This is a genomic window from Streptomyces sp. NPDC001514 (assembly GCF_053597075.1).
In genome coordinates this window covers 25,851-48,970 of record NZ_JBSFHO010000024.1, presented here as the reverse complement: position 1 = coordinate 48,970, position 23,120 = coordinate 25,851, and the positions used below count along the sequence as shown (strand labels likewise).

Sequence of the window (23,120 nt, the reverse complement as noted above, 5' to 3'; positions counted from 1 at the left end):
AACTGGTTCTTGAATCCCTGGTCGACCAGGGATTTGCGGACGGTGTCGCCGGTGTGCTCGGCGGCTTGATCCAGCAGGACGATGCCCGCGGTGTTGTCGTGGATGTTCGCGGCGAGGACGACGGCCCCGGTGGAGGATCTCGTTCGCCCGCTTCAGCTCGGCGATCGGGTTCGCTCATGTCCCCGGGGCGGACGAGCCAGCCGTCGTGTTCCAGCGATCCACCTCGTCCGCGTACGGCGGGTCGGCTCCTGGCCGGACGCAGGTGAGGGCGGCGGTCTGGGCGGCCAGGTGGAGGGCCCGGGTGAGGGCGGGGTGCGGGGTCGTGGCGCGGGCCGCCGCACGGAGGCGGGCCGCCGTACCGCCGCCGCCCAGGAGACCCGAGGTCAGCAGGCCGGACAACAGGCCCGCCATGAACGCGTCGCCGGCCCCGATCGTGTCGGCGACCGTGACCCGCACGGGCGGTACGTCCAGGCGGCGGATGCCGCCCCCGTAGGCGCGGGCGCCCTGCCCGCCCCGGGTGAGGACGACGAGGGCGGGGCCCTGCAAGGACCAGAGAGCGGCCACCTTGTCGGGGTCCTCCCTCGGGCAGAGCCAGACCAGGTCCTCCTCGCTGGCCTTCACCACGTCGGCGACGGCCACCACTTCCTCCACGGCGGCGCGTTCCTCGGCCGGCGGGCCCAGCAGGGCGGGGCGCAGGTTCGGGTCGTAGGAGACGGTGCGGTCGCGCGGAGCCGCGGCGAGCAGCGCGCGGACCTGCGCCGCGCCGGGGGCCAGCGTGGTCGCGAGGGAGCCCGTGTGCAGATGGGCGGAGCCGGGCGGCCGCCACCGCTCCGGAAGGGCCCAGAAGAAGTCGAAGTCGTACCGGGCCCCGCCACTCGCGTCGAGGTGCGCCGTGGCCGTGGACGTGGGCGCGTCGGTCTCCGAGCCGGGGGTGACGCGGACGCCGCTGTGCTCCAGGTGGGCCCGGATCATCCGGCCGTGGGGGTCCCGTCCGATCCGGGTGGCCAATTCTACCGTGTGCCCGAGCCGGGCGAGGCCGACCGCGACGTTCGCGGGGCTGCCGCCGGGGTGCGCCCGCCTGGGCCCGTCGGGCGCGCCGGCGATGTCCGTCAGGGCTTCCCCGACGACCAGGACCTCAGGGGTGGGCGTGGTCACGGAACCACCTGGATCTTCCGGCCGAGGCCCGCCCGGAAGCGGTCGATGGCGTGGGCGTAGTCCGTCAGGGGCAGCCGGTCGCTGATGAAGACCTCCGGGTCGAGCACGCCCGTCGCGTACAGCTCCGCCGCCCGTTCGAAGCTGTGCAGCACGGCCATCGATCCGAGGATCGTGATCTCCTGGTTGTAGACGCGGTACGGCTCGAAGGAGACCCGGGCGGCCTGTTCGGCGACGCCGAACTGGAGGAACGTGCCGCCCCGGCCGACCCGGCCGATGCCGTCCTCGATCGCGCGGGCGTTGCCGGTGGCGTCGATCACCACGTCCCAGCCGCGCGGGCGTTCCAGCTCGTCCGCCGACGCGACCGCGTTGCCGCAGCCCAGCCGGCGGGCGGTGGCGAGCCGGTCGGGGTTGACGTCGACGACGTCCACCACGGCCGCGCCCGTCCGTTTGGCGAGTTCCAGCATCATCAGGCCCATGGTGCCCGAGCCGTAGATCAGCACGTGGTCGGCGAGACGGCTGCGCAGCACGTCGTAGCCGCGCACCGCGCAGGACAGCGGCTCTATGAGGCTCGCGTCGGCGGACGGCACATGGTCCGGCAGGACCACGCAGTTGGCGACGGGCGCGGCGACGAACTCGGCGGCCGCGCCCGGCAGGGTGACGCCGAGCGCCGCGTACCGCTCGCAGAGGTTGTTCCGGCCGAGCCGGCACTGGTAGCACTCCGAGCAGTACACGTTGGGGTCGACTGCGACCCGTGCGCCGACGGCGAGTTCGGTGACGGCCGAGCCGACCGCCACGACCTCCCCGGCGAACTCGTGGCCCGGCACGATCGGCAGGGACGGGGCGTGCTCGCCGTGGAGGATGTGCAGATCCGTGCCGCACAGACCGGTGGCCGCGACCGCCACGACCACCTCACGGGGCCCCGGGGCGGGGTCCTCCAGGGTGGCGATCTCGACGACCCCGGGCGCGGTGATGACGGCGGCCTTCACTTGACGGCTCCCAGCGACAGGCCCTGGACCAGGCGGTCCTGGGCGGCGAATCCGGCGATGAGGACGGGAAGGGACACCGCGAAGGCCGCCGCGCAGACCTTGGCGAGGAACAGCCCCTGGCTGGTGACGAAGGAGGTCAGGAACACGGGCGCGGTGGCGGCGCGTACGCCGGTGAGCACCCGGGCGAACAGCATCTCGTTCCAGCTGAAGATGAAGCAGATGAGCGAGGTGGCGGCGATGCCCGGCGCGGAGAGCGGGATGATGATCCGTCGGAAGACGGTGGTCAGCCGGGCGCCGTCGACCTGGGCCGCCTCCAGAACGGCCACCGGGATCTCGGCGAGGAACGAGCGCATCATCCACACCGCGATCGGCAGGTTCATCGAGGTGTACAGCACGACCATCAGCCAGATGTTGTCCAGCAGCCCCAGGTTCTGCGCGACCAGGTAGATCGGCAGCAGGGCGGCGACGACCGGCAGCATCTTGGTGGACAGGAAGAAGAACAGCACGTCGGACCACTTGCGGACCGGCCTGATGGACAGCGCGTACGCCGCCGGGATCGCCAGCAGTAGGACGAGCAGGGTGGAGGCGACGGAAGCGGTGAGCGAGTTCGTCAGCGGCGGCCAGGGGCTGGCGCCGGTCGACGCTCCGAAGAACTCCCGGTAGCCGTCCAGCGTCAGACCGGCGCCCAGGGAGGGCGGGTTGGTCGCCGCGTCGCTCTCGCTGTGCAGCGAGGTGAGCAGCATCCACAGGACCGGGCTGACGAAGAGCGGCCCGACGGTCCAGGCGGCCAGGCCCCCCAGGGAGCCGGCGCGTCGGCGTGTGATGAGCGCCGTGCTCATGAGGTCTCCTCCCGCAGCAGGCCGGACACCAGGCGCAGGGCGAACGTGGCCACGACGATCGTTCCGGCGACCACCACCACCCCGGCGGCTGAGGCGCGGCCGTAGTCCTGCGCCTGGTAGAAGGTCTCGTAGATGGTGTAGGGCAGGTTGGCGGTGCCCAGACCGCCGGAGGTGAGCGTGAACACGGCGTCGAAGTTCTGCACCACGTAGATCGAGCCGAGCAGCGCGGCCAGTTCCAGATACCGCCTCAGATGAGGCAGTGTCAGATAGCGGAAGGTCTGCCAGGGGCCGGCCCCGTCCACCCGGGCCGCCTCCATGGCCTCCGTGGGGCGGGACTGGAGCCCGGCGAGGAGGATCAGCATCATGAACGGCGTCCACTGCCAGATCAGCGACACCGCGACGGCGGCCAGCGGCGTGTCGGTGATCCAGTCGGGCTGCGGCGCCGGTCCGGAGCCGCCGAACAGCTCCCACAGCCAGGTCAGCGTGCCGTTGAAGAGCCCGTACTCGGGGTTGTAGAGCGCGTGCTTCCACAGCAGCGCGGATGCCACCGGGACCAGCAGGAACGGCGCGATCAGCATCGTCCGGACCACGCCCCGGCCGCGGAACGGCCGGTCGAGCAACAGTGCCAGACCGAGCCCGAGGAGCAGGCTCAGCAGCACCACGCCCGCGGTCAGCCACACCGTCGTCAGTACGGAGGCGCGCAGATCGGCGTCGGAGAAGACGGCCGCGTAGTTGCCGAGTCCGGTGAAGCCGCGCTCGTCCGGATAGAGGGCGTTCCAGTCCATGAAGGAGATCACCAGCGTGGCCACGAAGGGCAGCTGGGTGACGATCACCATGAACACGAGCGCCGGCATCAGCGGGGCGCGCCGCGCCCAGGCCGCCGCGGCCGGACCTGGCCGGCGCCGCCCGGCCCGCGGCCGGTCGGCCACTGGCGGGGCGGCGCCTGCGTCGTCCGTCGCCCGGCGGGAGGTGAGGGTGGCCATGGCGGCTCAGCCCTTCCGGTACTTGGCCGCCGTCTGCTCCGCCAGCCCCTGGGCCTTGTCCAGGGCCTCCGCGACGGTGGTGCGGCCGGCGATGGCCGAGGCGATCTCCCGCGACACCTTGGTGCCCAGCTCGGGGAACTCCGGAATGCCGACGAACTGGATGCCGGACGCCGGCCGCGGCTGCACTCCCGGGTTACGCGGGTCAGCGCTCGCGATCGCCTGTCGCGTCGGTTCGGCGAAGGCGGCGGCGGTCTTGACATACTCGGGGTTCTCGTACGTCGAGGCGCGCTTGCCCGCGGGGACCCTGGCCCAGCCGAGCCGCTCGCCGACCAGCTCCTCGTACTCCCGGCTCGACGCCCAGGCGACGAACTTCGCCGCGTCGTCCTGGTTCTTGCTGGCCTTCTGTATGCCCCACGCCCAGGTGTAGAGCCAGCCGGAGCTCTTGGTGTTCACCACCGGCGCCGGTACGTAGCCGATCTTCCCGGCGACCGGGGAGTCCTTGCTCTCCAGGCTTCCGGCGGCCGCGGTGGCGTCGTACCACATGGCGGTCCTGCCCTGCTGGAGGCTGTTGAGGCACTCGGCGTACCCGGACTGCGCGGCGCCCGGCTGGCCGTGCTCGCGGACCAGGTCCACGTAGAAGTTGGTGGCCTCGGTGAACTCGGGGCTGTTCACCTGGGCCTTCCAGTCCTTGGTGAACCAGGTGCCGCCGAAGGTGTTCACCACGGTGGTGAGCGGCGCCATGACCTCGCCCCACCCGGGCAGACCGCGCAGGCAGATGCCCTTCATCCCCGGGTTGGCGAGGCCGTCCGTCTTCGCGGCGAGGTCGGCGACCTGCTGCCAGGTGGGCCGCTCGGGCATGGTGAGGCGCTCGGCCTCGAACACGTCCTTGCGGTACATCAGGAACGACGACTCGCCGTAGAACGGCTCCGCGTACAGCTTGCCGTCCGCGCCGGTCAAGCTCTGCGTGAGCGACGGCAGTACGTCGTCCTGCTCGAACGCGGGGTCGCTGGCGACGGAGTCGTCCAGCGGGGCCAGCCAGCCGTTGCGGCCGTAGATCGGCGCCTCGAAGTTGCTGATGGAGGCTACGTCGTAGCCGCCCGCCTGGCTGGAGAACTCCTGGCTGATCTTGTCCCGGACATCGTTCTCCGGCAGCACCGTGAAGTTGACCTTGATACCGGTCTTCCTGGTGAACTCCGGGGCCAACTTCTGGAGGTCGAGCATCTGCGGGTTGTTGACCATCAGGACGTTGACCGACCGGCCGTCGCCTCCGCTCCCGCCAGGCGCACCCGCACCCGCACCCGCGCAGCCGGTGGCGAGAAGGGCGGTGGAGGCGGCGACGGCGGTCGCGACTACCAGGAGTCGCGGGCGGGCGGGACGGCGGTCGCTGCGGACGGATCCTCTGTGCGAGGTGCGGGTGGTGTACATGGATGCGGCCCTTCGGAGCGAGAACGAGAACGAGGAAGCGGGGGCGAGAACGGGAGCAGGTACGGCGGCTCGCGCACCGGCCCGGGCGGACAGGGGCGTTGGGGTGGGAGGAGACTCAGACGCGGGTGACTGTGGGACCGAGGAGCGAGTACCGGTGAGCCTCCGCGGCGGGCAGGGAGGTGTCCGTGATGATCGCTTCGAAGTCACCGACGTCCGCGAACCGGCAGAAGCTGCTCACCCCGAACTTGGTGTGGATTCCCAGGAACACCCGACGCCGTGACGAGCGGATCGCCTGTGCCTTCACATCGGCGACGACGGAATCGGGGGTGGTGAGCCCGCAGTCCCGCGCGATGCCGTTGGCCCCCATGAACGCCAGGTCGATGACGAGCGAGGACAGCATCCGCGTGGCCCAGGACCCTACGGTGGCGAGCGTCCGGCCGCGGACGCGGCCGCCCAGGAGCAGCACGGTCGTCTCCGGGGAACTGACGACGGCCGCCGCGGTGGGCATGGAGGCGGTCACCACGGTCAGCGGCCGGTTCGTGGGCAGCATGGCGGCGAGGATCTGCTGGGTGTAGCCCTCGTCGATGAAGATGGTCTCCGCTGTGTCGACCAGCTGTACCGCCGCTGCGGCGATCCGCCTCTTGCTCTCGACCCGGTGGGTCTCACGGCGTGCGAGGTCCGTCTCGTACCCCGCGCTCTCCACCGGGCAGGCGCCGCCGTGGGTGCGGCGGACCAGGCCGCGCCGTTCCAGCTCGCTGAGATCCCGGCGGATCGTCTCCGGCGCCACCTGGAAGTCGCTTGCCAGGGCGGACACCTCCGCCTGACCGGCTCGGCGGAGGAGGGCGAGGATCCGCTGCTGCCGTTCCTGGCTCCGCATACCTCGTACCTCCTGTCCCTGACCGTTCGAGGGAGACGTTGACCGTTCGGGTGATGGTTGCCCGTTCCACGCCTGTCCCGACTTTTATAGCCCGGATAGAGGGATGGTCGGGAGCCCGCGACTTGCTGGAATCTGCCCGTTCCTGCCCGTTTCGAAGAGGCATCAGTGCAGTTCAGCGGCCAGGGCGGGGTGACCGGGACATGTGTTTGCGGGAAAATGATTGTTTGATTGAACCTCGGTGGAGAGGCTCGCCGCCCCGGGAAACGGCGTCCGGTGGCCCGTTCGCGACGCGACTGGACCGCCTTGCCTGGCCGGGCACGGCGGTCCACACGATCACTCCGGACCAGGTGACTCGGACTGGCCGGAGGTCTTCCGCCCGCGTACGAGGAAGAACGAGGCGGCGCCGGCGACGACGGCGACGCCCGCGGCCCATGCGAGGGTCGCCATGCCGCTCGAACCGGTCTCGGAGAGCTCCCCGTCCGGCTCCGGCTGGTCGGCGTCCTCGGTCTGGCTGTTCGTGGGCGTCGGCGACGCCGTGGGCGACGCGGTGGGTGACGCGGTCGACGTCTGCGTCGGGGTGGGCGATGCGGTCGACGTCTTCGTGGGGGTAGGGGCCGTCTTCGGCAGGACCGCCGCGAAGGCGCCCGCGATCACCTTGTGGCCCGCGGGGTTCGGGTGCGGGTCCTGCTTCGTGCAGGCCCAGGTCATCTCGCAGATCTTGGCGACGTTGGTGGGCACCTCGCCGTAGCCGGGAAGATCGATCAGCTGGTCGAACTCACCCGAGGAGAAGGCTCCGGCCACATCCGCCGTCTTGAAGCCGCCGGTGGTGTACACCTGCGAGATCGCCGCGTTCGCGGCATCGATCAGAGTCACCGAGCCCTTGGCTGTCTCCTGACCGGGTTCACCGAGGAACCAGGCCGCCAGAAACGGGTTGTAGTACGTCGCGCCCGCGTACTGGGTGCCTTCCTCGCCCGCCTTGCGGAGAGCTCCCGTGATCTGGGCCAGATTGGCGGCGACGGTCCCGGAGGCGGTGTTCAGGCAGGCCGGGTCGATGGACCCGGTGGGGGTGGCACAGGCCCGGATGTCGTTGGCGCCGATGTTCATCGTCACGTAGGCGACCTTGCCGCGGTGCTCGGTCATGGCCTTCACCGCGGCGTCCAGCTGGGACGTGGCGTTCGGGTAGTCGCACTTACCACCCTTGATCAGCGATGCGGTGGTCTCCCCGGTGCAGCCGAGGCGTATGTGCTGAAGCCCGGGCTCACGCTGCTTCAGCTGCTCGTAGAGCTGGTCGGTGTAGGCGATGGGCATGTCCTTGTCGGTGTCCGGCTGATAGCCGGCGGCGAGCGAGTCACCGAGCGAGATGTAGTACGCGGTGTCCTCGGCGCTCGGTGCGTCGGCTGCGGCGGCCATGCCGGGTGCACTCAGCACGACGGCCAGCGCGGCGGCCGACACTCGGGAGGCCGGCGCGCGCGTGGTTCGCGTGGACCGGCCGCGGCTGGTGCGGAGGAACCGCTGAATGACACTCATGTTGGTGTGCTCTCTCTTCCGACGCGAGAAGGGTGCTGACACACAGGTGTGAGCAACATCGTCCATCGGTGTATACGCCTCTGGTTGCCCGCGAGTTCACCCGACGGAAGCCGGCTCCGGCTGGTTGAACCTCCACCCGGCCCGCGCCGTAGTCGCGCCGGGGACACCCATTCCGGTTTCGGTGACACGAGGAGGACTTGCATGGTGCGGGCGACGGTGGACAGGCCGGCGTACTCGGTCGACCTCACGGAAGCGGCGGTGGCCAAGGTCACCGACCTGCTGAGCCGCGAGGAGCCCGGACTGGCGCTCCAGATCTCCGTGCAGCCGGGCGGCTGTTCGGGACTGCGCTACCAGCTGTTCTTCACCGACAAGTACACGAAGGTCCTGTCCAAGACGCTGGCGGAGCGCGACGACGAAGGATTCGTGGAGGACGACGACCCGGCGACCCTGGCCCAGCGCACCGCGCTGGCCGAGGACGGGATGGCGGTGCACTGGTTCGACCGGTTCGCAGTGCTGATCGATCCGAAGAGCGGCCCCTTCCTGGACGGGGCCGGCATCGACTACCAGGACACCCTGCAGAAGTCCGGGTTCACGATCGACAACCCGAACGCGAAGGACTCCTGCGCCTGCGGCGACTCGTTCCAGTGAGCCCGCGAGGCGAGCGGGCCGCCGACGTGCCGATGGCCTGGCTCTGCGCCCAGGAAGCGGCGAGCCGACTGCTCGCCCCGAGCGGCGCGTACCGACCGCAGGCGTCGTTCGAGTACCGCGCCGCACACGATGTCCTGGCCCTGACCCTGCTGTTCAGGGGCCGAGACAGCGTCCCCTCCGAAAGCCCCGCGGGGCGACGCGAGTTGCGGACGCTCGTGGCCGACGACGTGGCGTGGGCCGTCTGGTGCCAGGCGCGTCTCGGTCCCGGCTCCCCGGATCTGTCGTGTGCGGACCGGGACCTGGCCGGCCGAGCGTGGGGCCGGCTCACGGCGAGCCGCCTCCTCGGCGGCTCGCTCGACGACGCACTGGGCGCCTGCGCGAACACGGCGACGTGCCGCGGCGCCGGGGTGAGCGTCGGCCTCGCCGTCGCCCGACAGCTGCTCGACGCTCGCAGCGGCCAGCAGCCGTAGGCCGTCACCCGGCCGAGGGGTCAGACGGCATCCCCATCGCCGTGGCCGAAGACTTTCCGCCAGGAGTCGGCCATCAGTACGGCGAAGCCGGCATACGGCTCAGGATCGTCCCCGTCGCCGGGCCACCATTCGTACGCCGTCCACTCGCCGTCTTCCGCTTCGTCGCCCGCGTGCAGAGCCAACGGCCGCCGCTGTCACCGTCGTCGGAGATCAGGGCCCACCGCTCGAGCACCTTGATGTGCTCGGCGAAGTACTCCTGACCAGGTTCCGACCAGGCGTCGAGCAGGTCGATGGAGTAGGCCGTACGGTCCACACGGGCCCTTGCCGTGCCGGCCGCGGGCGGGAACTTCGAACGGGCAACCATCTGCCGTCGCACGCTTCGTGCCGACGACGTGCGCATCGACATCGCGTACGTGGGCATCTGCCGCCTCGCTGTCGCGATGGGCGCCAAGGTGACGGTGCTCAGCCAGAGTCTGACGAAGCGTGAGGAGGGGCTGCGACTGGGCGCGAAGAGCTTCTCATCGACGTCACACTGCCAGGCGGCGGCCGGTGTCCCGCTTCACCGCCACGCGCACACCGAAGGGCGGGAGGCCGCGGTTGCCACCGGGGCCTCCCGCCCTTCCCGGTTCACACCGCGGGTGCCGTCACGGCGTTTTGCTCGGGGAAGCCGAGCCACTCGGGGTCGCCGTCTCGGCCACCACCGGGGACTGCTCGCCGCACCGGGGTGCGGTACTGACCGCGCGTCCCTGCTCGGCGGCCTCCGGAGACAGGTCGGGGCCGGACGGCAGCATGGACAGCAGCAGTGACGACAGCCCGACCGCGGCGGATTCCCCGTAGCCGAGTGCCTCGGCCGCTTCCAGGCTCGACAGCCGGTGCTTCACTCCGGTGTCGGTGACGAGATACAGCGTCGTTCCCAGGTTCGTTCCCGCCGCGCCGACCGCACGTACCAGCACTCCCCTGCTGGGTGACACCGTGATCCGGCCCACGGGAAGGCACCCCTCGATCAGCCCGTCGCGTGACGGCTGGGCGAGCGGACCGAGGTCGGGCGTGGCGGCGAGACCGATGCTCGTACTGGTTCCCGCCGCGGACGACGCGGCCGGACTCGCCTGGACACAGATCTGTCGCTCCGCCGGAATCGGCACCACATCCGGCGGAGCCGCCGGAAGGCTGCCGAGACCCGCCGTGGGGTCTGCCGGCGCCAGGCGTCCCTTGAGCACATCGGATCCGAGCTCCACGGCCGCGGGCGACTGACCGCCGTAGGCCCGCTCCCGGACGAGCGGGTCGCCCAGGGCCAGCGCCGCCTGCGTGGCGGTCAGATGAGCGAGACCATCGTCGCGCAACTGGTAGATCCCGCTGGCGCCACCGGGGACGGTGACCCGGAAGAGCTGCCCGATCCGGGTCGGCCGCCCACCGACCTCGGGGCCGGGGGAGCCGAGTGAGGCGATGGTCCTCGGAGCCAGGTCCGGCCCGGCCGGAAGAGCGCTGAGCAACGCGCCGGACACTTTGGCGGGCTTGAGCGGTCCGTACCCCAGGGCCTCCTGGGCCCCCCTCTCCGCGTCGAGGCGCAGCCGGCTGCCCTTCCACAGCAGATACCTCTGCCCGTCCGGTCCGCTGACGAAGAGCCCCTGACGGCTGTTCAGGGGCGAGGTCAGGGGCGGGTGGGCGACGGCCAGAGTGGTGACGGGCCCGGTGCCGGAACCCGCGGAGGAGGAGGGTGCCGTGGAGCACAGCTGCCAGGGGTCCCGGCTCAGCTGTCCGCCGGAAGGCAGTCGCTCCGGCGCGCCCGGGATACCGACGGCCGAACCGTGGGGTGTGCCCGCGAGCGAGGACGCCTTGACCGTCTCGATCTTGAGATCCCCGCCCAGCAGGAGCTTCGCCGAAGTGTAATTGCGCAGCGGGCGAAGTCTGCCGTCCAGGTACAGATAGCGGGAGCCGGTCTCCTTCTCGACCACGACGGTGCCGTCCTCGCGCCAGGCCCCCTCGGACGGGCGGGGAATCAGGAGCCCGAGGACGAAGGCGCCGGCCGCGATGACGGCCGCGATGATCATTCCCCAGACGATGCCGCGGTTGGTACGGCCCTGGGGGCTCTCGGGAGCGTCGGGATCCGCGCGCAGCATCCCGGAGGTGAGACGGCCCATCATGAACATGTGGGCGTGCACCTGGTCGCGTTTGTTGTTCACTGCTCGGTCTCCGGCGTCCTCAGCCGCTCAATCCGCGGAGGTATGAGTAGAGGCCCAACACCCACAGGGCCAGGGGGAACAGTGCGATCGCCATCAGCATGTGCAGAATCTCGGCGGCTCGCCCCCAGTAGGGGACCAGGCGACGGCCGGGCACCGTCCAGGCCGTGATGGAGAGCGTCGCCGTGACGCCGAGCAGCCCGGCGGCGAACAGCATGTGTCCCAGGGGTGAGGAGCCGGCCGTCATGGTCAGCCCCAGGGCTCCCACTCCCACAGCCGCGGCGCCGGTCAGGGCGAGCCGCTGCAGGGTGTTTCCCAGTCCCCTGCTGTGGAGCAGGAGCAGCGCCGCCAGATCGGCGATGACGAGTCCTTCGGCCAGTCCGGGTTCGGTGGCGAGACCCACGATGGAGGCCGTGCAGACGACGGCGGCAGCCCCGTAGAGGCCCGTCATCCATCCGTCGGCCACCACGGCCCGGTTCGCGATTGCGGTGGGCGAGTGAGGCTCGATGCCTTCCTGCAGTTGGTCGGCGTTGGACGGCAGCGGGGGCAGCTGGAATCCGGCCAGCCGGAAGGACAGACTGGGAACGAACGCGCCGATGATCACCGCGGTCAGCGCGAGAACGCCGCCCACTTCGGACAGGGGCAGCCCGCTGGCGGAGACCAGCACTCCCGCGCCCGCGGTGCAGAACGCGATCAGGCCGAGCCCGGCGAACAGCGCGGCGAAGGAACCCACGACGGCCACGGCCAGCATCGCCGCACCGGCCGCGGTCGCGCCCGCGGCGAGCAGCCGCGAGCCCAGTACCTCATGGCCCTGAACCGTGTCGGACAGGACGCCCCCGGGCAGCAGCCAGCCCGCCAGCCCGAGACACAGGACCGCCGGTACGCCGAGTGCGGCACCGGCCGCGGCGTCACCCACCGCACGACTCGCCGAACCGGCTCCCGCGAGCAGCAACATGGCCATCGCCGTGAGGGCCAGGGCGTTCGTCAGGTGGGAGGCCCCGGAGCGCGACGCCGCGAACGCGGCGGCCAGCGCCGCGCCCACGGCGAATCCCAGGAACAGCCGCCTCGATGTGGCCGGCGACCAGCCGAACGGCCTGTCCCGCATGGCTGAGGCGATGCCGTCCACCAGGTCGTCGATCCGGATCTCGGGGAGCGCCTCGTTGCGTGGCCGGAGCAGTACCGTGTCGCCGTCTTTCAGCCCCAGCGAGTCGAGGCTGCTCTCCTCGTCGAGCCGTTCACCGCTCAGCCGCTGCAGGACCCAGCCGCCGTGGTCCAGACCGCTCTCGGCGAGGCCGTCGCCCCCGTACTCCACCAGGGTGGGCAGCAGATCGACCACCGGGATGTCCGCGGGCACCGCCAGGTCGATCGCCTTCTGCGGCGCGCGTACGGTGAGTCGGCACAGGTCGGCGGCCACCACACCATCAGTCATGGCTACTCACCGGTCTCCGTCGGCACCTGCTCCGGTCCGGCCACGCCGTCCTCGATCGGCATTCCGAGGCCGTCGAAGGGCAGGCCGAGCCGCTGGGCGAGGTAGCGGTCGAACTCCAGGGATCCCTGGATCCAACTGACCGTGCAGGCCACGAAGTGCTGCGGGTCGACGCCGGTGCCGATCAGGGTCTGGACCTCACCCACCAACCGGATCTGACCGTCGTCGGGCGTGTAGGTGCACACCTTGGGCCACAGGGTGCGCTGGTTCCACTCGTCCACCCATTCGAGCAGCTGGGGCCGGTCCTCGGGCGGGAAGGGCCGGTCGTAGAACGTACGGACCGAGAAGACCTGCTGCTCCTCGCTGCCCCGGAACATGAGGTAGATCCGGAAGTCCGCCCAGGGTGCGAGGAGATCTCCCTCGTCGTCGATGGTGTGCTTCAGCTGGAGCTGGTCCAGCAGCTGCTGGAGGACCGTCTGGTCGGGGATGAGGGAGGTGGTCTGTCCAGGCAGGGTGGGGGTCGCGGCCGGGGCGGCGTCCTCGGCGGCGGCGCCCTCTCGCGCGCCGGCTCCGCTCATGTCGGGCTCGGGCTCCGTGTGCTCGGCGCCTTCGGATATCTCGGTCGTTTCCGCGGTCATGGGCTAAGGCTCCCTCACTCGGGGGTGGCACCGCTGTGTGCCGTAGTGCGACCGTGACCGCTCGGGCAGCGGTCTGAGGACAACTCAACTATGGGTCATGGCACATGGTGTGACCGCACCAGGATACGGCCACGGGTGCCGCCGACGCCGCTCTCTGGTCGACATCAGCGGTGCCTTCCCCTGTCTGTGGCGAGCATATGCTCGTAGCCCGGTCCGGAGCGGTCAGCGCGGTTGACCGCATGGCCATAGTTTTCCAACTATGGGTGCCGGTATGGGTTGGTGTGCTTTCGTCGGGCGTTTGAGGGCGCCCTGAATCCCCCGGTGCGGGCCGGCCGCACGCCGGCGGGCGCCGGCACGGGCCAAGCCCCACCCAGTGCGATCCGCCGGCCTCCCGCCCCGGGATGCACGCGACATGGCGACTCCGCCCTGTCCGCTCAACTCACTTCCGTCCTGCGTACCCAGTGGAGACCCTGCGTCAGGCGTCGGCGGACCAACCAGGTCAGCGTTCGACGAAAGTGACCTCCAGCCTCGTCGGCCACGAGCCGTTCCAGTGCCGGCGGAGGGCCACCGTGCTGTCCCCTTCGGCGATCCGCAGCCCTGCGCAGCGGCCGAGCAGGGAGCCGAGCGCCACCTCGATCTGCATGCGGGCGAGACCGGCGCCGAGACAGTTGTGCAGCCCCTGGCCGAAGGCCAGATGAGGATTGGGGGCGCGGTGGGGACGGAGTTCGGCGGGGGCGTCGAAGACGGCGGGGTCGCGATTGGCCTCGGCCAGGTCCAGGAGGACGAGATCGCCGCTGCAGATGCGCTGTCCCGCGACGGTCACGTCCTGGGTCGCGAACCTCACCACGGTGTCCTCACCCGCCGAGGTGTGCCGCAGGAGTTCGTCGATGACGGCGGCATCCGGCAGCTGTCCCGCCTCGCACCGTTTCGTCACATGCGCGAGCAGTGCCCCGTCGGAGAGGAGCGTCCGCAGAGAGCCGGCGAGCACGGCAGGCACGGTCCGGCAACCGGCGGTGACGAGCAGCAGGGCGGCCGCCTGGATCTCCTCATCGAGAGGCCGGGCGGCGCCGTCGCCTGTCATCGACAGGCGACGCAGCAGATCGACGCCGCTGTCCCCGTGTCCGTCCCGGTCCCGCCGTTTCGAGAGCACCAGTTCGCCGAAGTAGGACCTCAGCCGGTCCATCCCGGCCTGAATCCCCTGGAGCGACACGGGCTCGGTCACCTCGCCAGCGAGCCGGCCGCGGTCCCGGGCGGGAACACCCAACATTTCCATGGTGGTGGCGACGGCGAGCGGCATGACGTACTCACCCACGAGTTCCGCTGCTCCGCGCTGGGCGAACGCGTCGACGAGCTGGTCCGCCGTCTCCTGACAGTGTCGCCGCAGCCGGAGGAGAACGGCGGGGGTGAGGGCCGTGCCGAGCTGCCTGCGCCGTCGGGCGTGCGTCGCGCCGTCGCACTCGGCGATGGATCCGGGCCAGCCCAGCCGACCGCCGACGAACAGGTCCGGGCAGTGCTCCCGCAGCTCCGGCCGGGCGGCGGAACGCGCGGGCGTCAGGCGCGGGTCGGTGAGCAGCGTGCGCGTCTCCCGGTGGCCGGTGACGTACCAGCCCGAGAACCCCGGATGCGCGAAGGGGCGTACCGGGCTCGTGGGATCGCCCTCCGGCCTCGGACCGGGGCAGGCGCTCTCACCGTGAAGCCGTCCCATGTCATGCAACCTCGTCCACCCCTGTGCCTCGATCCTGATCCGTGCGGGCACAGCCGTGCGCGCCGCCGCACGCGTCGTCGTACAGCCCCGCGAGCCGCGCGTACGCCTCCTCCACGATCTCCTCCGCCGCCGCGAGCATCTCCCGCTTGGCGCGGCGTGCGGCGGCATGCGTGTAGGGCGACGGCCACGGAGACAGCGACAGCGGCGGCGACGCGGGACGTCTGCGCCGCCACCAGCTCTCGCACACCGCGTAGATGCCGCTCGCGCAGACCATCAGCGGGATGCACAGGGCCAGCAGGACGTCGCCCACGCCGGGCCTCCTCGGTTGGTCGGATGTCGCGACCCGCGACACGACGGGTGCACGCGCGACGCGTGCACTGTGGACATCGGCTGGGGCTCGTCTCCTCGACATCGCGGGGGGAAAGTACGATGCCGGGGCTCTGACACCCTGGTCTACGGCGTGCGTCCGTCCAGGGTTCAGCCATCGGGCTTCGCGTTTCTGAGCCTCGGCGGCCGGCTCGCGGCCCGGAGCTCGTCGGACGAGACCACCGGACCCGCCTGGACGATCTGCTCGGCGACGCTCACGGGGCTGTGCGGGCGCTTCCGCAGCGCCGATGCGACGGATGCGTGGATCTGCTGGCGCCTTACCGGGGAGAGGGTGGAGAGCACCGCTTCCCGCATGATGCTGTGGAACCGGTAGCAGCCCGCGCCGGCCCGCCCCGCCCGCTCGGCCTCCTCCCGGTCGCCCGCCGGTCCGGCGCCTGACGGGCTCCATACGATCAGTCCGGTGCGGACGGCCCGCTCGGCCGGCTCGATCAGCTCGTCCCGCGCCACGCCCATCAGCACGGCGAGCAGGTCCATGTCCAGTACGTCGCCGCAAGCCGCCGCCTGGGTGACCAACGCGCGTGCCTGCCCGGACAGGACGTCGAGACGGGTGAGCACGGCTCTCCTCACCGCAGGCGGTGTGGGGGGGCTCTCGCTCCTGCGCTCGTCACGGGGGAGCCGCAGCAGCTCGGTGAGGACGAAGGGGTTGCCGTCACTGCGTCGCCGGAGCCGCCCTGCCTCGTCAGACAGCTCCGCAGGCGCGCCGTCGTCCACGTACGGGAGCAGGGCCCGCACGTCCTCGACCGTGAGGGGGGACAGTCGGACGGTCGTGATCCGCCCCTCGGGGACACCGGCCGGCAGCGACGCGGTCCCCGTTCCGTCCCGTTCCCCGGCGGAGCAGAGAATCATCGTCCTCTCGCCGCTCAGCAGGGCCGAGAGGCGCCGGAGCAGCCGTCGGCATGCACGGCAGACGGTGTCCACGTCGTCCATGAGCAGGAGCGCGGGGCCCTCGGCCAGCGCCCGCGTCACGGCCTTGAGCGCGGCCTCCTCCGTCCATCGGGTCGCCCGCGAGACGGGCTCACCGGGCCCGGTGAGCTGCTCGGCCAGCCGGGTGGCGGGACCGAGGGCCGTGGTGCTGCGGCAGTCGTCCCCGCCGCAGCAGCAGGTGAGGCGTGCGATCCTGGCTCCCTCTCGTCTCGCGCGCTGGGCGACCTCTTCCAGCAGTCGGGTCCTGCCCGTCCCCCGTCCGCCGCGGACCACGCCCCAGCGGACTCCGCCGGCCCCTGCCTGCGCCACCGCCTCGGTCAGCACCTCCACTTCACGGTTCCGCCCGGTCAGGGGCAACGGGACGAGGAGTCGGCCGGCAGGGAGACCCGGTCGCGGAGCCGGTGGTGAATCCGCCCGCCCGGCGGCGGGAAGGATCAAGGACGTGTCCTCGTTCAGGATCGCCAGATGCAGGTCGCGCAGCGCGAGGCCGGGATCGACGCCGAGTTCCTCGGCCAGGGCGACACGGAAACGCTCGTACCGCTGCAGGGCTTCCGCGGAACGCCCGGTCGCGTAGAGAGCCTTCATCAGCAGCGCCCAGGACACCTCCCGCCAGGGAGCGGTGTTCGTGAGCTTCTCCGCCAGCGGCACGGCCGCGTCCGCCTGGCCGAGTTCGAGCAGCGTCGCCACGTGCAGCTCCTCCGCCGTGTTGCGGAGCGAGTGGAGGCGGTCGACCTCGGCGACGGCGAAGTCGTGATCGGTCGCGTCGTGCAGTGCGGGCCCGCGCCACAGCCGCAGGGCCTCCTCGAGAGTCATGAGGGCCGCCCGGACCCGCGCCTCACGCCGGTGCTGACGCGCCTTCTCCAACAGGCCCTCGAAGACCGCGCTGTCCAGGGCCTCCCGGGGAGCGCGCAACACGTATCCGCCCGACTCGTTGACGAGCAGCGTCGATCGGGCTCCGGCCGGGCGTCCGGGTTCCAGCACGGTGCGCAGCCGGCTGATGTGGGCATGAACCGTGGCGACCGCCCCGGCGGGTCTGGTGTCGTCGGACCACAGATCCCGGCAGAGCCGCTCAGCCGATACGGGTCTTCCTCTGTCGACGAGCAGACGGGCCAGGAGGACACGCCGTTTGGGCGGCCCGAGATCCACCCGTCCGTCCTCATACCAAGCCTCGACGGGGCCCAGCACTCCGAAGCGTAGTGAGGCGCTCTGCACACTAGGGGAACGCTCGGGGGAGCCATCGGGTTCAGGACAGGGCCTGAGCGTACGAGGCGCGCAGGACCTTCGTGGCCACCTCGAGCTCCGTCTCGTCGCGCGGCGCGTAGCACGTGACGATGTTGTCGGGGAAATCCGCGTTCAGTGTGGCCGGATGGAGCTCCACCCAGCCGAGCCAGATCAGCAGGCCAAGATCGTCCGCGGGGACGGTGAGGTACATGACCCCGGAACGGTGGATGTATCCGAACTCCTCGGCCGAGGGCAGAAAGGCGTTCGTCCATCCGGTTCGCTTGAGCACGCGCAGTCCCAGCGAGGACGTCTCGCACAGCCTGCCGGCTCCGGTGACGACTCCCGGCAGCGCCTTCGCCCGGGCCATGAGTTCGGCAGAGATGTGCGGCGGGGAGTGGGCGTCGAGCTGAACGTGCGGAATGCTCAGACCGGTCGTCACAGGACGTGGGCCACTTCTGGCGAAGAGATCGCTCAGGAACACACTCATGATTCTCCGGGAACGGCGCTGGGGGGAGCGATGGAATCTGGTCCCCGGAGATTCTGGAGGATGTTCCTGAGGTGCAGAAGACGGCACTTCGGCGTTCGCTGCGCACACCGATGTTCCCGACGGGAACCGGCCACCTCGAGCCGGCGGCCCGGCCTCACGCTCAGTCGCGCGCCGTCGCGTCCGCGCATGCCGAACCGGAACTTCGGCAGGTGCTGAACCCGGTGGAACGGGGACTCGTAGTCCGGTGCGCAGCACAGAGGTCCCGCATTCGGGCCGGTCCTCAAACCGAGAAGACAGGAGGCGACAATGCAGGTCGCGATCGAGAAGGCCGGCGGACTGCTCGACCTCTTCGCGAACGGAAAGGGACAGTACTGCCTGTGGCCCTACGCCGTCCCCCCTCCCGACGGCTGGTTTCCGGCTCTGCGGACGACGGAACGCGGGCGGTTCATCAACGCCCTGCAGGCGGAGCTGCCCGGCCTCATGGCCGTGACGCTCGACAAGCAGCCCATGGTGGCTGCGGCGCGGAGGTGAAGGGCCTGGTGCTCTGACTCACCCCGGCCGAGCCCGCTCCCGGCGCTTGACCGCCCCCTCCGGACCTGATGGAAGAAAGTGAACACCATGGCTCGCGTCACGATCATCCCGGACGTCGAAAAGATCGAGTTGCCGGATGCCGGTCAAGCCACTCCGCGCGTCCACGACTATTTGCGTCAGCGCATCCTCGACGGCTCTCTGGAGCCTGGTCTCAAGCTCTCCCGGCCCGCCCTCGCGCGCCGGCTCGGTGTGACACCGACGCCGCTGTGGCAGGCGCTCCGCATGCTCCACGAGGAGGGGCTCGTGGACGTCGAGCCCGATCAGGGCACCCGGGTCACCGCACTCGACCCGCGGGAACTGGACGGTCTCTATGCCAGCCGGATCCTCCTGGCGACCCTCGCGGTGTCCGTGGCCGCGCCGTCCTTCGGGCCCGCGTTCCGCGAGGACGCCTCGCGCCTGCTCAGCCGCCTCCGGGAGGCGGAAGACCGCGGTGACGCGGCGGGCTGGTTCGACGCGCACACCCGGTACCACGCTCTGCTCACGGCGGGCAGCGGCGACGCCATGCGGCGTGAACTGCACTTGCTCTCCGACCGGATCACGCGCTATGTCCGCCCGCACCACTTCGGCGACGCCGTCTGGCGAAGCGCCAGAGACGTCGAACACCAGCAGATCCTCGACGCACTCGCCGACGGAAGGCGGCGCGACGCCCTCGTCGGTCTGGCACACCACCTGGCGAACATCGCCGGGCGCGCCGTCAGCGGCCACGCGCCCGGCCACGAACTCGTGGCCGTCCCGCGTGCGGTCGGTCTGGTGGAGGGACTGCCCCGGTCCTGAGACGCCGCTCCCGGAACACACCGCTCCCAGCCCTTCGAAACGCACGAGGTGGCAGAGGTTTCCCCAGTCCATGCAACCGGTGGAGATGCTGAGATGACCTACGTCGGCCCCAGGCCTGTCGACAGCGCACCGCACAGAGCGCGCATCGACTTTCCGTACAGTGAGGTACCGCCCCGCTGCAGCACGGATCCCGATCTGTTCAACCCTGATCGCGAGTCGGGCCCCAGGGCCGAGACCGAGGCGGTCGTCCGCCGGGCGAAGCAGGAATGCGCCGGCTGCCCCATCGTCAGGGGCTGTCTGAAGTGGGCGCTGGCCAACCCGGACCTGACGCAGACGGGCGTGTACGCGGCCACCACGGCGCGGGAGCGCAAGGCCCTGCGGGAACGTCTGGTGGAGCGTCTTGGGCCGGACTGGGTCGGTGTCGTGGCGGCCGAGGACCGAAGGGTACGGCGACCGCGAGCCCGCTCGGGCCAGGCCCGTCATCGGGGCGTCCGTCTCACGCTGCCGGAGCACCCCTCCGCGACGGCTCCGGCGGCCTGAACCGGGCCGCCCGGAGCGGAAGGACGCTTCCCTCCGTGCTTCCACCGCGCTATGAGCTCGTCGTCATGGGAAACCATCGCTTCTCCGGAAACGTAGGTGAACGGTGAACACAAGTAGAGGTGTATTGCTCGGCGTGCCCGGGCCCCCGTGCAGTGCGCCCCGACGGCGGGCCGCGGCCGAACGCGTCGGCTCTCCTCCTATGCCGGTCCCGCATGGACCGGCATGTCACCTGAAACGAACACGGAGCACCCATGTCCGAGCAGAGCGGCAGGCCCAGCTGGGCCTCCCCTCGGCAGAGCGAAGCCACCACGGCAGCCCTGCCTCTTCCTGATGAGACCGAGACACCGCCGTCGCAGCCGCCGCAGCCGGAGCCGCAGGCACAGCCGCGCACAGCTGCCGAAGAAGGCCGGACAGGCCCGGCCGCCACCACCCCAGGCCCGAGCACGACGACGGCGGCCGCACAGCCGGAGGCCGAGCGGGCAGCCCGCACGGGACGCGGAGCCACGACGCCTGACCGGCAGTCACGGGGCCAGGCCGAGTCACGCACCCAGACCGCGTCAGCCGGCAACGGAGAGCCGCCTGAGCCCAACGGCGTGCTCACCCGGCCGAAGAAGCCGATTCTCGCAGGCGCGGCGATCACAGGCGCGGTACTGCTCGTCCTCCCCCTTCTCATGCTGGGTTCCAGCGACAAGAGCGACAACTCCGCCCCCGCAGGAGTGGTCGTGGACGAGACGGACGGCACGGGGGAGGCCGACACGGTGATGGGCGGCTCCGGCGACGCATCGTCGGGCGGTGGAGCCTTCATGGCGGCCTCCCCCACTCCCACCCCGACCCCGACGCCCACCTCGAGCGCCAAGCCCTCGGCGGCCACCACGACGCAGGCGGCCAAGAGGCGGCTCGCACCGATCGCCCCCCAGCCGGAGACCTCCCACGCGCCGAACACCAAGAGGGCCCTACTGGATCTCACCAACATCCTGATCAAGAACGCCAGCACCGGACTGTGCGCGGACGTTCCCGGAACGGGGAAAGGGAAGAGCGGTGCCTCGGTCCAGCAAGCGCGTTGCACCGAGGGCACAGGTGACAACCAGATGTGGAGCCTGATCAAGGGCAACTCCAAGACCACCGGCCCCGGCGGGACCACTCTCTACGTCGTCAAGAACCTCAAGGACGGCCTGTGTCTCGACGTGCCCGGCTACGGCGCCGTCGGAGCGACCCAGGTCGTCAGCGAGTACTCCTGCAACCTGACGACCGCCGACAACCAGTTGTGGTGGCTCGACAAGCGAGCGAACAACACGTACTGGATCCGCAACTACACGAGCAACGACCTCTGTCTGGACGTGAGCGGCCACTCCTCGAGGGCGGCCGCCCCGCTGACGCTCTGGCACTGCAGCGACAACGACGACCAGAACTGGCGATTCGCCAGTTGACGAACGGCACGGCGGTCCCGCCGCCCCTGTTTTCGCCTGGGCAGGGGCGGCGTCGTGAAGAGCGCGGCGTCAGATGTCCTGAACCCTCGTCCGGTCGATGGCGTCGAGGACGTGCCGAGGGTGCGCCCAGCGAGTACTCCGGGATCCCCCACCATGGAGACTGGCCTGCCCCACCGAGTTGAGCCTCACCGTCGCCGGTATCAGGCGCTGTCCGAGATCCCCATCAGGAACACCGAGTTCGAGCGGTCCGGCGTCCAGGCCGGCCGTTCCCAGCACCGGCACGGAAAGCGGAAACATCCTGATCGCCTCGGCCGCGCAGCCCGCGGGCGGCCGGCCGCCCCGCTCGGCGTGATCGACGAACAGCACGCGCAAGGGGTCGATCACGGGACGGAGGACCTGCCAGCACAGGCCGAACACATGGACCCTTCCGTCCTTGAGGGCCGGCTCGATCCACTCGGCGTGCCGCCGGCGCACCGGGACGGAGAGGATCACGTTCCCGACGGACAGCAGCCTGTCCAGAACACGCCTGCCCTGAGCGGTCAGATCCAGCATCGGACGCAGCTCGGCCCTGATCTCGGCATGGTGAAGCCAGAGGACTGTCGGGAAGCTCAAGGGCCGCCCCAACGCCTGGTTGACGACATGAGCACGGGTCGCAGCGACGACGCTGGCGAGCGGGGCCGGGCTGGGCAGCACCACGGCCCGGCCTCCCTGGAGGTGGCGCAGAGCCTGCCCGACGTCGACGGTACCGTTGTCCACGCTGGCGAAGTCCGCCGGCCCCCTTGTCACTCGCCACTCCCCTGTGCCAGGCGCCGTTCTGCTCAGCCACCTGACAGGTGCGCCGCCCGACGAGGCGGTGAGCCACAACTACTCCACCCATTCACGTTCATCATGTTCACGTCATCATACCAACACAACTCCGCGACCCGGACACTCTCAAACCAACAAACAGGCATGGCCATGTGGGCGAGTTGGAGAGTGCGCAGCCGTCTCCGTTCCTGTTACGGCTCCTCGCCCTTCTGCCAGCGGACTGGCTGACCGATGGTGGTTTGGTCATGCCATGCTGCTGCCACCCACCTCCAATGTCGGTAGCATCATGGGAACCGAGGCTGATGAGAGGTGAGTGTGTTGCCCGAGTCATCACTTGTCCTGGACGCCTACGCGAGCCGTCTCCAGGCAGATGTGGAGGCCAATCTGGTCCAGCAGGAGCAAGTGCGGATCGAGCTTCGCAAGCTGAAACAGGAGCACGCCGCCCTGGCCAAGATGATGATGTCTCTGGAGGCTGTGGCGGAGACCGCCGTACGGGTGCCCGAACAGCCCACCGCGGCCAGGCAGGGCGAGGCCCTGCGGCCGGCGCCCTCGTCGCAGCCGGGCACTCCTCGCACACCCCATGCGCCTCGGGGAGAAGAGTCGTCGCTGATCGAGATCGTCTGTCGGCTGCTCAGGGAACAGAACGAGCCTCGCTCCGTGGCCGAGATCAGGAACGACGTGATCGCCGTACGGCCGACCACCGAACAGACGGTGCGCAACACCCTCGATCGGCTGGTTGCCACCAGCAAGGCGGAGCGAACCAGGCAGGGACGGTCGGTCTTCTACAGCGCGGTACGCCCCGGCACGCGGGCCGGGAGCAGCGAGGAGCGCGAGCAGGCGCCCACGGCGCAGGAACCTTAGGCGTCGGCGGCAGTTCATCAATCGTTCTCGGCCAAGCTCTGAACCTCCTCGGCCTGCGGCACGTATTCCTGGTGCTGGTCCACCCCCCCCCCGAGGCGTCGTGGAGACGTGCCCCGTTCCTGCTGAAGTCCCTTGCAGGAACGGGGCCGTTCTGTCAAGGCGCTTGTGAGCCGAACCCTGCCCGCTTTCCGGCCGTAGCCATGCATGTACGCATTTCGCACCGGTAGACAAGACGTCGACAGGGG

At 70.6% G+C, this 23,120-nt stretch carries 23 protein-coding genes; 7 read left to right on the top strand and 16 right to left on the bottom strand.

The features are described from left to right. Positions 1-174: 174 nt before the first annotated feature. The 7 genes from ACWCXB_RS24170 to ACWCXB_RS24140 all read right to left on the bottom strand — a co-directional run bounded on the left by ACWCXB_RS24170 (position 175) and on the right by ACWCXB_RS24140 (position 7,792). Positions 175-1,155 carry a carbohydrate kinase family protein gene (locus ACWCXB_RS24170; protein ID WP_450725565.1) on the bottom strand — a complete coding sequence of 327 codons (981 nt, stop codon included), beginning with the start codon at positions 1,153-1,155 and terminating at the stop codon, positions 175-177. After that, positions 1,152-2,141: a zinc-dependent alcohol dehydrogenase family protein gene (locus ACWCXB_RS24165; protein WP_450725564.1), complete on the bottom strand. Its 990-nt coding sequence runs from the start codon at positions 2,139-2,141 to the stop codon at positions 1,152-1,154. Before ACWCXB_RS24165 ends, ACWCXB_RS24170 begins: the two co-directional genes overlap by 4 nt. Beyond that, entirely contained in the window at positions 2,138-2,980 is an 843-nt protein-coding gene (locus ACWCXB_RS24160; RefSeq protein WP_450725563.1) for a carbohydrate ABC transporter permease, read from the bottom strand. The genes ACWCXB_RS24165 and ACWCXB_RS24160 overlap by 4 nt, the downstream gene beginning before the upstream one ends. After that, complete coding sequence (locus tag ACWCXB_RS24155; RefSeq protein ID WP_450725562.1) at positions 2,977-3,963, bottom strand: carbohydrate ABC transporter permease; 987 nt, start codon at positions 3,961-3,963, stop codon at positions 2,977-2,979. Before ACWCXB_RS24155 ends, ACWCXB_RS24160 begins: the two co-directional genes overlap by 4 nt. Positions 3,964-3,969: 6 nt before the next feature. Beyond that, entirely contained in the window at positions 3,970-5,388 is a 1,419-nt protein-coding gene (locus ACWCXB_RS24150) for an ABC transporter substrate-binding protein (RefSeq protein ID WP_450725561.1), read from the bottom strand. Between the two features lie 115 nt (positions 5,389-5,503). Continuing rightward, positions 5,504-6,265, bottom strand: a complete 762-nt coding sequence (locus tag ACWCXB_RS24145) for a DeoR/GlpR family DNA-binding transcription regulator (protein WP_450725560.1) — start codon at positions 6,263-6,265, stop codon at positions 5,504-5,506. Positions 6,266-6,598: 333 nt separating this feature from the next. After that, entirely contained in the window at positions 6,599-7,792 is a 1,194-nt protein-coding gene (locus ACWCXB_RS24140; protein WP_450725559.1) for a GDSL-type esterase/lipase family protein, read from the bottom strand. A gap of 201 nt (positions 7,793-7,993) precedes the next feature. Between ACWCXB_RS24140 and ACWCXB_RS24135 the strand changes: the two genes are divergently transcribed. Both ACWCXB_RS24135 and ACWCXB_RS24130 read left to right on the top strand, forming a co-directional pair. Beyond that, positions 7,994-8,440 carry a HesB/IscA family protein gene (locus tag ACWCXB_RS24135; protein ID WP_450725558.1) on the top strand — a complete coding sequence of 149 codons (447 nt, stop codon included), beginning with the start codon at positions 7,994-7,996 and terminating at the stop codon, positions 8,438-8,440. Continuing rightward, entirely contained in the window at positions 8,437-8,910 is a 474-nt protein-coding gene (locus ACWCXB_RS24130) for a hypothetical protein (RefSeq protein WP_450725557.1), read from the top strand. Before ACWCXB_RS24135 ends, ACWCXB_RS24130 begins: the two co-directional genes overlap by 4 nt. Positions 8,911-8,983: 73 nt before the next feature. Here ACWCXB_RS24130 and ACWCXB_RS24125 read toward each other — a convergent pair whose 3' ends face one another. From ACWCXB_RS24125 to ACWCXB_RS24090, 8 genes are all read right to left on the bottom strand, one after another. After that, the gene (locus tag ACWCXB_RS24125; protein WP_450725556.1) at positions 8,984-9,331 is read right to left on the bottom strand and encodes a hypothetical protein; all 348 of its coding nucleotides are present in this window, start codon (positions 9,329-9,331) and stop codon (positions 8,984-8,986) included. Positions 9,332-9,554: 223 nt separating this feature from the next. Continuing rightward, the gene (gene eccB / locus ACWCXB_RS24120) at positions 9,555-11,090 is read right to left on the bottom strand and encodes a type VII secretion protein EccB (RefSeq protein ID WP_450725555.1); all 1,536 of its coding nucleotides are present in this window, start codon (positions 11,088-11,090) and stop codon (positions 9,555-9,557) included. A gap of 19 nt (positions 11,091-11,109) precedes the next feature. Continuing rightward, on the bottom strand, positions 11,110-12,516 hold the full coding sequence (eccD, locus tag ACWCXB_RS24115) for a type VII secretion integral membrane protein EccD (protein ID WP_450725554.1): 1,407 nt from the start codon (positions 12,514-12,516) through the stop codon (positions 11,110-11,112). 2 nt (positions 12,517-12,518) lie between these two features. Next, a complete protein-coding gene (locus tag ACWCXB_RS24110) occupies positions 12,519-13,151 on the bottom strand; it encodes a YbjN domain-containing protein (protein WP_450725553.1) in 633 nt (210 codons plus the stop codon). A 499-nt stretch (positions 13,152-13,650) separates the two neighbouring features. Further along, positions 13,651-14,856 (bottom strand): cytochrome P450, encoded by a 1,206-nt coding sequence (locus ACWCXB_RS24105; protein ID WP_450725552.1) that lies wholly within the window; start codon positions 14,854-14,856, stop codon positions 13,651-13,653. A gap of 1 nt (position 14,857) precedes the next feature. Continuing rightward, entirely contained in the window at positions 14,858-15,166 is a 309-nt protein-coding gene (locus tag ACWCXB_RS24100) for a hypothetical protein (protein ID WP_450725551.1), read from the bottom strand. A gap of 167 nt (positions 15,167-15,333) precedes the next feature. Beyond that, complete coding sequence (locus tag ACWCXB_RS24095; RefSeq protein ID WP_450725550.1) at positions 15,334-17,313, bottom strand: AfsR/SARP family transcriptional regulator; 1,980 nt, start codon at positions 17,311-17,313, stop codon at positions 15,334-15,336. Between the two features lie 97 nt (positions 17,314-17,410). After that, on the bottom strand, positions 17,411-17,875 hold the full coding sequence (locus ACWCXB_RS24090) for a luciferase domain-containing protein (RefSeq protein ID WP_450725549.1): 465 nt from the start codon (positions 17,873-17,875) through the stop codon (positions 17,411-17,413). Positions 17,876-18,181: 306 nt separating this feature from the next. Between ACWCXB_RS24090 and ACWCXB_RS24085 the strand changes: the two genes are divergently transcribed. The 4 genes from ACWCXB_RS24085 to ACWCXB_RS24070 all read left to right on the top strand — a co-directional run bounded on the left by ACWCXB_RS24085 (position 18,182) and on the right by ACWCXB_RS24070 (position 21,207). Continuing rightward, the gene (locus tag ACWCXB_RS24085; protein WP_450725548.1) at positions 18,182-18,406 is read left to right on the top strand and encodes a hypothetical protein; all 225 of its coding nucleotides are present in this window, start codon (positions 18,182-18,184) and stop codon (positions 18,404-18,406) included. 87 nt (positions 18,407-18,493) lie between these two features. Continuing rightward, positions 18,494-19,240, top strand: coding sequence for a GntR family transcriptional regulator (locus tag ACWCXB_RS24080; protein WP_450725547.1), 747 nt, complete (start codon positions 18,494-18,496; stop codon positions 19,238-19,240). A 93-nt stretch (positions 19,241-19,333) separates the two neighbouring features. Further along, positions 19,334-19,780 carry a WhiB family transcriptional regulator gene (locus ACWCXB_RS24075; RefSeq protein ID WP_450725546.1) on the top strand — a complete coding sequence of 149 codons (447 nt, stop codon included), beginning with the start codon at positions 19,334-19,336 and terminating at the stop codon, positions 19,778-19,780. Positions 19,781-20,031: 251 nt separating this feature from the next. Next, positions 20,032-21,207, top strand: coding sequence for an RICIN domain-containing protein (locus ACWCXB_RS24070; protein WP_450725545.1), 1,176 nt, complete (start codon positions 20,032-20,034; stop codon positions 21,205-21,207). A 69-nt stretch (positions 21,208-21,276) separates the two neighbouring features. On the opposite strand, the gene ACWCXB_RS24065 is transcribed toward ACWCXB_RS24070, so the two are convergent. Further along, the gene (locus ACWCXB_RS24065; protein WP_450725544.1) at positions 21,277-21,993 is read right to left on the bottom strand and encodes a hypothetical protein; all 717 of its coding nucleotides are present in this window, start codon (positions 21,991-21,993) and stop codon (positions 21,277-21,279) included. A gap of 339 nt (positions 21,994-22,332) precedes the next feature. On the opposite strand from ACWCXB_RS24065, the gene ACWCXB_RS24060 reads away from it, so the two are divergent. Continuing rightward, entirely contained in the window at positions 22,333-22,875 is a 543-nt protein-coding gene (locus ACWCXB_RS24060) for a hypothetical protein (RefSeq protein WP_450725543.1), read from the top strand. Positions 22,876-23,120: the final 245 nt, after the last annotated feature.